6 protein-coding genes, 2 tRNA genes and 3 rRNA genes are annotated in these 12,805 nt (G+C 42.8%); 2 read left to right on the top strand and 9 right to left on the bottom strand.

The genetic code is table 11. The annotated features are described in order from the left end of the window. Nucleotides 1-352 precede the first annotated feature (352 nt). The 7 genes from H9L23_RS00135 to H9L23_RS00105 form a co-directional block, all read right to left on the bottom strand. Nucleotides 353-1,219 (bottom strand): DUF808 domain-containing protein, encoded by an 867-nt coding sequence (locus tag H9L23_RS00135; RefSeq protein WP_187593080.1) that lies wholly within the window; start codon nucleotides 1,217-1,219, stop codon nucleotides 353-355. Nucleotides 1,220-1,710: 491 nt separating this feature from the next. Continuing rightward, nucleotides 1,711-2,691 carry an acyl-ACP desaturase gene (locus H9L23_RS00130; RefSeq protein ID WP_187593079.1) on the bottom strand — a complete coding sequence of 327 codons (981 nt, stop codon included), beginning with the start codon at nucleotides 2,689-2,691 and terminating at the stop codon, nucleotides 1,711-1,713. Between the two features lie 783 nt (nucleotides 2,692-3,474). Further along, a 5S ribosomal RNA gene (gene rrf / locus H9L23_RS00125) occupies nucleotides 3,475-3,586 on the bottom strand. An 82-nt stretch (nucleotides 3,587-3,668) separates the two neighbouring features. Beyond that, nucleotides 3,669-6,546, bottom strand: a 23S ribosomal RNA gene (locus tag H9L23_RS00120). Nucleotides 6,547-6,910: 364 nt separating this feature from the next. Beyond that, a tRNA-Ala gene (locus H9L23_RS00115) sits at nucleotides 6,911-6,984 on the bottom strand. Between the two features lie 15 nt (nucleotides 6,985-6,999). Continuing rightward, nucleotides 7,000-7,074 (bottom strand) — tRNA-Ile (locus H9L23_RS00110). Nucleotides 7,075-7,325: 251 nt separating this feature from the next. Continuing rightward, nucleotides 7,326-8,847: ribosomal RNA gene (locus H9L23_RS00105) — 16S ribosomal RNA — on the bottom strand. The 16S, 23S and 5S rRNA genes sit together here with 2 tRNA genes alongside, the layout of an rRNA operon. A gap of 998 nt (nucleotides 8,848-9,845) precedes the next feature. Here H9L23_RS00105 and H9L23_RS00100 point away from each other — a divergent pair. After that, nucleotides 9,846-10,811, top strand: a complete 966-nt coding sequence (locus H9L23_RS00100; protein ID WP_187593078.1) for a lipid A deacylase LpxR family protein — start codon at nucleotides 9,846-9,848, stop codon at nucleotides 10,809-10,811. After that, a complete protein-coding gene (locus H9L23_RS00095) occupies nucleotides 10,811-11,920 on the top strand; it encodes an acyloxyacyl hydrolase (RefSeq protein WP_187593077.1) in 1,110 nt (369 codons plus the stop codon). The genes H9L23_RS00100 and H9L23_RS00095 overlap by 1 nt, the downstream gene beginning before the upstream one ends. Here H9L23_RS00095 and H9L23_RS00090 read toward each other — a convergent pair. Together H9L23_RS00090 and H9L23_RS00085 are read right to left on the bottom strand one after the other, a co-directional pair. After that, nucleotides 11,917-12,276, bottom strand: a complete 360-nt coding sequence (locus H9L23_RS00090) for a CoA-binding protein (protein ID WP_187593076.1) — start codon at nucleotides 12,274-12,276, stop codon at nucleotides 11,917-11,919. The two genes, H9L23_RS00095 and H9L23_RS00090, sit on opposite strands and share 4 nt — an antisense overlap. 33 nt (nucleotides 12,277-12,309) lie before the next feature. Beyond that, nucleotides 12,310-12,777, bottom strand: coding sequence for a DinB family protein (locus tag H9L23_RS00085; RefSeq protein ID WP_187593075.1), 468 nt, complete (start codon nucleotides 12,775-12,777; stop codon nucleotides 12,310-12,312). Between the last annotated feature and the right edge of the window lie 28 nt (nucleotides 12,778-12,805).

Genomic DNA, 12,805 nt, shown 5'->3' with positions numbered 1-12,805 from the left:
GTACAATGCCAAAGGATATTTAGGGAATATTGCACGGTTTAACGTAAGTTGATGGTTTACAGCAGGAAAAAGTTTCGATGTGCTTAAAACTTTTTGGAAGAATAGGTGTTTAGCACGGGTTTATCAAACCGATCAGGCTTCGAAAACAGGATCGGTTTAGAGGTAAAGGCCTTTAAAACTTCCGGATGACCTGCCCACCTAAACCCGATAGCAGCGGAAAACCCGAAGGTGAGGAACGAACCAAGGCTTTGCAGCGGATGAGCGGGAACATACTTATATAGTAGCACGAAACCTGCTTTGCTGAAAAAAGTATTAAAAGATCCTAAAGAATAGCTTAACAATTCTTTCTCTATTAGGCCTTGATAAGGCTAACAAGTTTTTTGCCTAAAGCTAGCAACACTACCAAAATTAATCCAGCTATTAATCCAAAAGCAAATTCACGAAGGATTGATGGGAAAGAAGGGAAAATATGGTGCAGAAAAGCAATATTGTGCGCAAAGATTCCTCCCGATACTAATATTAGAGCCACTGTCCCGACAATACTTAAAATTTTGATGATAACAGGTAGTGATTTAACCAGGATTTTTCCGATTGCTGAAAGTATACCTTTTTCGCCCGAGGCTTTCATTAAACGGTAGCCAGCGTCATCCATCCTTACAATAAGTGCAACGATACCGTAAACGCCAATGGTGGCCAGTAATGCGATAACCGAAACAGTCATAATCTGAATGGTAAGCTTTTCATCCAAAACACTGCCTAATGCTATAATAACGATCTCTATCGACAGGATAAAATCGGTTGTGATAGCAGATCTGATTTTTGCCTTTTCTGCTGCTTCACCTTCCTGGGTAACTTCTTTAGCTTCAACATGCGACGGTTTAGGGCGATGAAAAAAATATTCTACAACTTTTTCTACCCCTTCATAGGCGAGATACAAGCCACCCAATACCAGGATTACTTTAATTGCAACCGGAAAAAAAACATTAAGCAACAATGCAATCGGAACAATGATGATTTTATTCACTAAAGAACCTTTTGTGATTGCCCATAATACGGGTAATTCTCGTGAAGAAAGGAAGCCGGTAGATTTTTCTGCATTTACCGCCAGGTCATCGCCCAAAATACCAGCCGTTTTCTTAGCTGCCACCTTTGCCGTTACGGCAACATCGTCCATTAACGCACCTATATCATCTAAAATCGCAAAAAAACCCGAAGCCATATCTAAATTTATTAATGTTGCAAAATATTAATTCCCTTTTAGATTTAGATGATCATACACCAAATCTTTTAACCCATACATATATTAAAACTATGCTATCCTGGTTTATTTAAAAGCAATCCATATTTATTAACACGGATTATAACAGTAATTAACTAAAACTGTTCGAAAAGAAATTAATATTTTTTTCATTATTCAAAAAGCAAGATATGTTAAGCTTTAAATCATCCTAAATTAAGCTTTAGTTAAATGAATAATGGAATAGATTCCGCGTGATAAAAAGGAATAACAATTTCAGATCCTAAGTACGAATCTTAAATTTTCTTCGCTCCGTAATGGCGTAGAAACAATATGGCCCATTTCACCATTAAAGGATTAAGGACATTAAGGAAAAACCTATCCGGAACTTTAACGACCTTGATTATGAGTTAAAATTGCATAAAAAAAGCCCCCGATTTTATATCGGGAGCTTTCATATATTCTGTATGCTATTATCCAGCAATCCAGCTAAACTTATAATCAATCGTTGGGGTTTTCATACGTTCCGCAACACGTAATAAACGCGAAGGTAAAGCCATAATATAATCACGGGCTTTTTCACCAGCCTCATTTAAATCACGCATGCCTTCAATTTTCCAGTCTTCAATCAACTGTTGCATAATTTCTACGTAATCAATCGCTGTGTAAACGCCTAAACGCTGTGCCGCATCGGTAAAGTGACCAAAGGTTTGACCGATTTTTAAACCTACCTCACGTAAGAAATGAGCTGGCATTACAATTTTCTGGCGCATCATATCTTCAAAAGCCAACATCGCTTCATTAGGATCAACCTCGAAAATACGGTTCATAAAATCTTTATATGCTTTTGCATGTCTCGCTTCATCTGATGCAATTACACCACACATTCTAGACAACAAAGTATCACCATCTTTTTTCGCTAAAGAAGCTACCCTTCTGTGCGAAATATTGGTCGCCATCTCCTGGAAAGAAGTATAGATAAAGTTACGGTAAGGATCATGTCCAGTTCCGATATCGAAACCATCAGCAATAAGGTACTGCGTAGAAATCTCCATTTGGCGCATATCTACACGACCAGATAGGTACAAATATTTATTTAATAAATCACCATGACGGTTTTCCTCTGCAGTCCAGTGCCTGTTCCACTTCATCCAGCCGCCATCTTCTTTCATGCTTGGGCCTTGTACCATGGCTAACCACGATTCGTATGTTGGTAAAGCTTCTTCCGTAATTGTATCACCTACTAATACAGCTACCAGGTCATAAGAAAGATCTTTTGCATTATCCCTTAAAATTCTGATATCTTGATAAAATGTGTCGCTAGTAGAATCAGGAAGAAAATCAGACGGTTGCCAGTTAGTATCGATTGGTTTAAGATAGGTGTCCATCATCTCCAGCATATACTTTTCTATATGCACCATTACTTCCCTTCTTTTATCTGCAAAAAAACTCATTACTTTTGTATATATATTGTTAACAACAAAGATAACCAAATATTGCGGCAAACCTTATGATATTAACATATTTAGCACTAAATCAGTTTTAAAAGTGATCTAAATTATTCAAATCTGCTTAAATGAGTTTATGCGTGGTTTACAGATTACGTAAACTGAGCCAGATAATAAGTCTTATATTTTTCTGAAGCGCAGTTTCAGTGCTTATGGGTTGGGTTCGGTCCTGCTGTACGCTAAATCCTTTTGGGAAACCTATCTGTTAAACAATTTCATCTTTGCCCAAAAGTGATACCGCTGCGATCGGGGCTATTTTAGCCAAGACAGAACATTGAAGATGTAAAAGATGGATGATGGAATTTATCTGCGTAAATCACCTTTATCTGCGGGAGCAAACCCTTAACTTTTCTTAACTCCTTAATGGTGGGAAATAATGCATAGATCTTTTTACCATTAAGAAATAGAACCTATACCTTAACGCTTCTTCACTACTTAATGGTGAAAATAATCAGGAACAGTTAATATCAAATTGGGGAAATAAAACATTCTGCAAAAATGCTTATAAACGAAGAAAAACCCTTTAACATTGTTGTTAAAGGGTTTCTTTTAAGATTTGGCACCGACCTACTCTCCCATCCCGAAGTTTCGGGACAGTACTGTCAGCTCTGGTGGGTTTAACTTCTGCCCATACTTAAATGATTGGAAATACCATATTCCTTCAATATGGAAAAAAGCTTATAAACGAAGAAAACCCTTTAACGATGTTGTTAAAGGGTTTCTTTTAAGATTTGGCACCGACCTACTCTCCCACGTGTTACCGCAGTACCATCGGCTCTGGTGGGCTTAACTTCTCTGTTCGGAATGGGAAGAGGTGGACACCACCGATATAGGCACCTAAATTTCTTTAGATAAGCTATCTCGAGCTTAAATGACATATTATTGAAAGAAGTTAGTTTGAAGAACAAACAACAGTCTGTTTGCTTTGAAAGCTTCGGATGATTAGTACTACTCGACTGTGCTGTCGCCAGCTTTACATCTGTAGCCTATCAACGTAGTAGTCTGCTACGGTCCTATATGGAATTCTCATCTCGTGGCTAGTTTCGCACTTAGATGCTTTCAGCGCTTATCTATTCCCAGCGTAGCTACTCTGCAATGCCCCTGGCGGAACAACAGATTCACTAGAGGCTGGTCCAACCCGGTCCTCTCGTACTAAGGTCAGCCCCACTCAAAATTCCTACGCCCACAACAGATAGGGACCGAACTGTCTCGCGACGTTCTGAACCCAGCTCGCGTGCCACTTTAATCGGCGAACAGCCGAACCCTTGGGACCTTCTCCAGCCCCAGGATGTGACGAGCCGACATCGAGGTGCCAAACCTCCCCGTCGATATGAGCTCTTGGGGGAGATCAGCCTGTTATCCCCAGCGTACCTTTTATCCTTTGAGCGATGGCCCTTCCATGCAGAACCACCGGATCACTATATCCGTCTTTCGACCCTGATCGACCTGTATGTCTCACAGTCAAGCAAGCTTATGCTATTGCACTCCGCGTACGGTTACCAAGCGTACTGAGCTTACCTTTGAAAGCCTCCGTTACCTTTTTGGAGGCGACCACCCCAGTCAAACTACCCATCAAACAATGTCTCCCGAATGATCGGGATTAGACACCGAATACAGAAAGGGTGGTATTTCAACGTTGGCTCCACGACGCCTAGCGACGCCGCTTCAAAGCCTCCCACCTATCCTACACATCCTGTATCCAATGTCAATGTTAAATTGTAGTGAAGGTGCATGGGGTCTTTCCGTCCCGTTGCGGGTACCCGGCGTCTTCACCGGGACCACAATTTCACCGAGCTCATGGCTGAGACAGCGCCCAGATCGTTACACCATTCGTGCAGGTCGGAACTTACCCGACAAGGAATTTCGCTACCTTAGGACCGTTATAGTTACGGCCGCCGTTTACTGGGGCTTCGATTCAATGCTTCTCCTTGCGGATGACATCCCCTCTTAACCTTCCAGCACCGGGCAGGTGTCAGGCCTTATACCTCATCTTTCGATTTTGCAAAGCCATGTGTTTTTGTTAAACAGTCGCCTGGGCCTTTTCACTGCGGCTGACATTGCTGCCAGCGCCCCTTCTCCCGAAGTTACAGGGCCATTTTGCCGAGTTCCTTAGCCATGATTCACTCGAGCACCTTAGAATCCTCTTCCCGGATACCTGTGTCGGTTTGCGGTACGGGTTTTTATAACCTGAAGCTTAGCGGTTTTTCTTGGAAGTCTGATTACCTGCGCTATCCACTCACCCGAAGGCTTGCGGTACTATCGACTTTCAGCTAGACTGGCGGATTTGCCTACCAATCTAATACCTACTGTCTTTAACGATCTATTCCGTCAGATCGCGGCAGTGTCACTACTCCGTCCCCACATCGCAGTTATAAAAAGTACTGGAATATTAACCAGTTGTCCATCGAATTTCCCCTTCGGGTTCTCCTTAGGTCCCGACTAACCCTGATCCGATTAGCGTTGATCAGGAAACCTTATCCTTTCGGTGGGTGGGTTTCTCGCCCACCTTATCGTTACTTATGCCTACATTTGCTTTTCTAGAAACTCCAGCACCCATTACCAGGTACCTTCGCTGTCGCTAGAATGCTCCCCTACCGATATATTTCAATCCCATAGCTTCGGTGTACAGTTTAATGCCCGTTTATTATCCATGCCCGATCGCTCGACTAGTGAGCTGTTACGCACTCTTTAAATGAATGGCTGCTTCCAAGCCAACATCCTAGCTGTCTGTGCAATCGGACCTCGTTAGTTCAACTTAACTGTAACTTGGGGACCTTAGCTGATGGTCTGGGTTCTTTCCCTCTCGGCGCGTGACCTTAGCACCCCGCGCCTCACTGCAGATCATATTTCATAGCATTCGGAGTTTGTCTGGATTTGGTAGGATTTGACTCCCCCGCACCCAATCAGTAGCTCTACCTCTATGAAACTTAATATCCACGCTGTTCCTAAAAACATTTCGGGGAGTACGAGCTATTTCCCAGTTTGATTAGCCTTTCACCCCTACCCACAGATCATCCGGAAACTTTTCAACGTTTATCGGTTCGGTCCTCCAGTACGTGTTACCGCACCTTCAACCTGTCCATGGGTAGATCACAAGGTTTCGCGTCTACCCCCTCTGACTATACGCCCTATTCAGACTCGCTTTCGCTTCGGATCCGTGCCTGAAGCACTTAACCTTGCCAGAGAGGAGTAACTCGTAGGCTCATTATGCAAAAGGCACGCCGTCACACCACTTGGATGCTCCGACCGCTTGTAAGTACACGGTTTCAGGTTCTATTTCACTCCCCTGTTCGGGGTTCTTTTCACCTTTCCCTCACGGTACTGGTTCACTATCGGTCTCTCAGGAGTATTTAGCCTTACCGGATGGTGCCGGCAGATTCCCACAAGGCGTCTCCGACCTCGCGGTACTCAGGATACTACTAGCCTAGCATTCTATACGTGTACCGGGCTATCACCGTGTATCGCTGGGCTTCCCATCCCATTCCACTTCTGTTTGCTAATGACACATCGTAGTCCTACAACCCCACTAATGCCGTAACATTAATGGTTTGGGCTCTTTCCCTTTCGCTCGCCACTACTTAGGAAATCATTGTTATTTTCTCTTCCTCTGCTTACTTAGATGTTTCAGTTCGGCAGGTTTGCTCATTATATGTGACATGTCTTCAACATGCCGGGTTGCCCCATTCGGAAATCTTCGGATTAATTCCTATTTGCAAATACCCGAAGCTTATCGCAGCTTATCACGTCCTTCATCGCCTCTGAGAGCCAAGGCATCCCCCGTGTACTCTTTATTACTTTCTTCTACTCATACGCCTTTTGCGCCGTATGGTATGCTTTTTTTGCTCTTGTTATGATGTCTCATACTTATTGGTCTCTTGCGATCCCTTTAAGTGAGCACAAACACAACAGTCGCCTATTGTTGTTTGCTCTTCTTTTTTAACTTCTTCCAATATGTCAAAGAACTTTACTGAACCTGAAGGCCGAAGGTATAAAGGCGGAGGGTTTCATTGTCCCCAACCTAAGCTTCGTTCCAGCTTCGTTAGTAAAAAACTGCGGTCTCGAACCGTTTCATACTTTTATTTGTATGTGCCCCGTGGCGTTTTCTTCTTTCTTAATCTTTATGTCAATGTATATTATCTATCCCGATAATAAGGTATGTATTCTGTGGAGAATAACGGAGTCGAACCGTTGACCTCCTGCGTGCAAGGCAGGCGCTCTAGCCAGCTGAGCTAATCCCCCAAAAGGATTTAAATGTAGTCCCGTCCAGATTTGAACTGGAGACCCCTACATTATCAGTGTAGTGCTCTAACCAGGCTGAGCTACGGGACTTCTTGTTTAAGGTAGGCTTTACTTAGTCGCAGTATATAGTATCTTACCGCTACTGCTTCCCTTTTTGGCTTACCCTTCTTGTCTCCGTTGCGCTATACCTTTATAGTATGCCCACCGTTTTCTTCTGGGTGTTTCTTTTGTTTTTTAAAAGTATTCAGTATCAAGTATTAAGACCTTCAGCCTTATTACCCTCTACCTTCTACCTTATTTGAAATATCATGTTGCGTTGCGGGTAGGCGGTGCTACTCCAGAAAGGAGGTATTCCAGCCGCACCTTCCGGTACGGCTACCTTGTTACGACTTAGCCCCAGTTACCGGTTTTACCCTAGGACGCTCCTTGCGGTTACATACTTTAGGTACCCCCAGCTTCCATGGCTTGACGGGCGGTGTGTACAAGGCCCGGGAACGTATTCACCGCGTCATTGCTGATACGCGATTACTAGCGAATCCAACTTCATGGGGTCGAGTTGCAGACCCCAATCCGAACTGTGAATGGCTTTGTGAGATTCGCATCATATTGCTATGTAGCTGCCCTCTGTACCATCCATTGTAGCACGTGTGTAGCCCCGGACGTAAGGGCCATGATGACTTGACGTCGTCCCCTCCTTCCTCTCTGTTTGCACAGGCAGTCTGTTTAGAGTCCCCACCATGACGTGCTGGCAACTAAACATAGGGGTTGCGCTCGTTGCGGGACTTAACCCAACACCTCACGGCACGAGCTGACGACAGCCATGCAGCACCTAGTTTCGTGTCCTTGCGGACTGATCTATCTCTAGATCATTCACTAACTTTCAAGCCCGGGTAAGGTTCCTCGCGTATCATCGAATTAAACCACATGCTCCTCCGCTTGTGCGGGCCCCCGTCAATTCCTTTGAGTTTCACCCTTGCGGGCGTACTCCCCAGGTGGAACACTTAACGCTTTCGCTTAGCCGCTGACTGTGTATCGCCAACAGCGAGTGTTCATCGTTTAGGGCGTGGACTACCAGGGTATCTAATCCTGTTTGATCCCCACGCTTTCGTGCCTCAGCGTCAATAAGACCATAGTAAGCTGCCTTCGCAATCGGTGTTCTGAGACATATCTATGCATTTCACCGCTACTTGTCTCATTCCGCCTACCTCTAGTCCATTCAAGCCCATCAGTATCAAGGGCACTGCGATAGTTGAGCTACCGTCTTTCACCCCTGACTTAACAGGCCGCCTACGCACCCTTTAAACCCAATAAATCCGGATAACGCTTGGATCCTCCGTATTACCGCGGCTGCTGGCACGGAGTTAGCCGATCCTTATTCTTCCGGTACATTCAGCTACTTACACGTAAGTAGGTTTATTCCCGGATAAAAGCAGTTTACAACCCATAGGGCAGTCTTCCTGCACGCGGCATGGCTGGTTCAGAGTTGCCTCCATTGACCAATATTCCTTACTGCTGCCTCCCGTAGGAGTCTGGTCCGTGTCTCAGTACCAGTGTGGGGGGCCATCCTCTCAGATCCCCTAGTCATCGTCGCCTTGGTGGGCCGTTACCCCGCCAACTAGCTAATGACACGCATGCCCATCTCAATCCTATAAATATTTGAACATTGGATAATGCTATCCTGTGTTTTTATGCGGTGTTAATCCGGATTTCTCCGGGCTATCCCCCAGATTAAGGTAGGTTGCATACGCGTTACGCACCCGTGCGCCACTTTCGATAAAAGCAAGCTTCTATCTATCGTTCGACTTGCATGTATTAGGCCTGCCGCTAGCGTTCATCCTGAGCCAGGATCAAACTCTCCATTGTAAAATGTGTTGTAAGATGCTGACCAGTTTTAACTATTGTTAAAAATAGTCTTCTTTTTGTTATGTTGTCTGTTAGACACCACCTTTAAAATAAAGCAAAATAATCATGTACTTTGATTAGTACTCCATTACCCCGCTACGCTACATTGACATCTCTTTTAAGAACTTATTGATCTGGTAAACCTCACGGCCGATCTTTATATTGTTAAACCTTCACTCCGTTAAAGTCTTGTTAGTCTTTAGCTTCGCGCCGGTATTTTCAATCTTGTTTTTGTTATCTTTCCGACATCCGCCGTTCCGATTTTTTTGCCCTTCCTTTCGGTTGGGAGTGCAAAGGTAAGGATCTTTTCCGAACTTCCAAATAAAATAAATTTTATTTTTTTAGCCTTCTTTTTCTTCTTTCCTCTATTTCAATATGCTGGTGTTAACCAGCTTTCCGTTCTTCCGAACCGGGCTGCAAAGGTAGCAATCTTTTTCTCTTCCGCAATATTTATTTTAAAATAAATCCTGCCCTCTTTATCACTAAGCCATCTTTTCAACTAAAACCCTTCCTCCGAAGCGGGATGCAAAAGTAGGAAAATTCTGTACAACACCAAAGGATATTTAGGGAATATTGCACGGTTTAACGTAAGTTGATGGTTTACAGCAGGAAAAAGTTTCGCTGTGCTTAAAACTTTTTGGTAGAATAGGTGTTTAGCGCGGGTTTATCAAACCGATCAGGTCTCGAAAACCGGATCGGTTTAGGGAAAATAACCTTTAAAACTTCCGGATTACCTGGCCACCTAAACCCGATAGCAGCGGAAAACCCGAAGGTGAGGAACGAACCAAGGCTTTGAAGCGAATAGCGGGAACATACTTATATAGTAGCACGAAACCTGCTTTGCTGAAAAAACAACAGCATTAATATATACTAAAGAAATAAACAACGATCAACCAAAGAATGCGATATCGAGATTTTGAACAATAATTAATACTTTTATAGCTTTAAATGCCCCATAAATGAAATTAATGCTCAAATTATACGTCACACTGCTATTTATCGGCATAGCGGAAATTGGTTATGCCCAAAATTATAAAAATGAACTTGTTGTTATCTCTGAAAACGATGCTTATATAGATATTACCAGCGACCGCTATTATACTAACGGTGCATTTATTAAATTCAGACATGCTTTAAATGGTGAAAATTTGAAATCCGGAAGAAGTAAAGAGATTATTGGTTTTGAGTTTGGTCAAAAGATCTACAACCCATATTATAGTTTCGTACCTAATCCAGCTTTACATGATAGGCCTTTCACAGCTTATTTATATGGCGAAGCAAATTATAGCCGGTTTTACGAAAATAAACAAATGCTAAAGGTTTCTGCACAGCTTGGCGTTACAGGAAAAGATGCGCTGGGCGAAAAATTTCAGAAGGCGTTTCACAAATTAGTTGGCCAAAACCAGATTGAAGGATGGGAATATGGCTTAAACAGCGAGCCGACATTGAACCTGGGCGCCGAATACAACAAACTTTTAGTAACCACCAATAACAAGGTATTTGATGTTACGGGAACGGCTTCGGCTGCGCTTGGGAACGTAATTACAAAGGCCAACCTTGGCGCTATGTTTCGTTTGGGTAGATTTAATGATATGGAAGGCTCAGCAGCTTTTAACAGTATAGTGAGCAATAACAATGCTTATAAAGCTACCCGTAAATATGAGCTTTTTCTTTCAGTTAGTCCGCAATTACATGCTGTGGCTTTTGACTCGAGCCTGCAGGGTGGATTATTCAGGAGTGATAAGGGACCGATTACCTTTAAACCAAAACCTTTTGTTTTTACCACGCAAGTGGGTTTAACGTTTGCCATTGCAAGGTGGACGGCCAATTATACGGCTACTTTTACATCGAACGAAGTTAAAAACAGTGCCACTGGCTACCGCTATGCCTTTTATAGTCTTGCTTACCGTTTTAGTAAAAACTAATGAAAAAATTATCCCTATCCCTAATCATCCTGATTACCTGCATTACCTTTGCCCAGGCACAAATTGCACCAGAAAATCATTCGATTATTTTTAAGCCTGTTTTCGGTACTCATGTAAATAGTGACCAGGGACATTTGTTTCAGGACCAGATTACAGGTTTCGACGCAGCCTACTTTAAGGATATTAGCAGGAACAGTGACAATTGGATCGGCTTTAGCGGGGCCAAATCTTATGGTGTCGGTTTTATTTTCAGGGACCTGAGCAAATTAAAGGGAACAAAAGATACTTCGGAACATGCCTTTGGGCAGATATATGGTTTGGTTGCCCAGATGGATTTCCAATTGTTTAAAATTGGAAAGGCCAAAATTAATTTTACCCCAGGGGTTGGTTTAGGCTACACGAATAAGTATTACTATAACAATACCAAAAACAGATTTTTGGGAAGCCCGATTAATGAAACCATAAAAGCAGATTTAGGAATGGAGCTGCCAATGAGCGAATATGCAGATCTGTTATTGGGTTTTGGTTTTTTACATATTTCAAATGGTGGTGCAACGGTACCTAATGGAGGCTTAAATACCGGGAATGTTTATATCGGCTTAAAGTTAAATAATCAGAAACCATTAACTACAGAACGGAAAAGCACCTATACTACTTTACAGCGAAATTCTATTGAGCTTAGCGCCGGCTTAGGTGCAAGGGGCGTATTTGCGAATAGAAATAAAAGTTTGTACAAAAGCGGGTTATATGCAGGTTACAATTTTTACCTGAATGATGTAATATCGCTTAAAGCAGGTGCCGACGCGGTTTATTATTATACCGTTTTCGACCCTAATAATTATGGGGATACTTTCCAAAACTACGGTACTTCTTACGACCATTGGCGCACAGGAATAAGTGTAGGTGCAGACATTAATTTATGGCGTATCACTGTTGCAGCCCAGATTGGGAAATACATCCATTATAATAGACTGATGGAGAAAGCAACCTGGTACTGGACATTTGGCCCAACCTTTAACATTACTCCACACCTGGGCTTACAGGCAAAAACCTATATGCACTTTGCTCAGGCCGATTATGTAAACTGGGGCGTAGTGTACCGGTTTTAATATTGTCCTGTACTCAGCAACACTAAAGTACAGGCTTCAACAGGTTCTATATCATGCTGATCCAATAATTTCTCCAGTTCGTAATTTTCAGTCCCGGGGTTGAAGATTACCCGCTTTGGTTTTGTAGACAAAATATAATCGTGGTATTGTGGCTGCAATGCAGGACCTATATATAAGGTGATGGTATCGATATCATTATGGATCTCTCCTGGTTTTTCAATTTCAACACCTGCAACTTCTCCTTTTTTTATTCCAACGTTAACAATGTCGTGGTTGAAACGCTTAAGCATGTGAGCGGCTTTGTACGAATATCTTGATGGATCTGGCGAAGCGCCAATTATTAATGTCTTTTTCATAATATGATTACACAGATTGGAAGATTACAAAGATTAAAATTTAGATAATAAAGCAATCTGACCGGAATGGTAGGCATGGTGTTGTGCTAAACCGCTCACTAATTCTACATTGGTTACCCCTGTGCCTAAAGCAGGATTACGCTCGCTATTTACTTCATCATTCCATTGATTATCTTTCAGGCTTTCGCAAAGGCGAATCAGTTCTTCGTTTGCAATTTTAAAATCAAAGATGATCCGTTCCCAGGCCTGCGGTGTCCTTTCTTCCGGTTCAGGCCAATCGCCTCTTGCAGGTTCATCAGCAGGTTTACCGATTAATCTCGAACTCACCTCCTCTGTCCAGGCAGTTAAATGTAAGGCTATTTCGGCTATAGAATGTGCACCCGGTACAAAATGACTAAATGCACTTTCAGGATTCACATTATTCAATGTCTGCATGACGTGGTTGCCGTGCCAGGCATCACCATTAAAAGCTTTTTTTATTTCGTTCGTGATATTAAACATATCAAAACAACAATTGGTACACTATAAA

Origin of the sequence: Pedobacter roseus (assembly GCF_014395225.1) — a bacterium.
Classification (GTDB): Bacteria; Bacteroidota; Bacteroidia; order Sphingobacteriales; family Sphingobacteriaceae; genus Pedobacter; species Pedobacter roseus.
The sequence above is the reverse complement of the archived record's forward strand: the minus strand, read 5'-3'. Positions and strand labels throughout refer to the sequence as shown.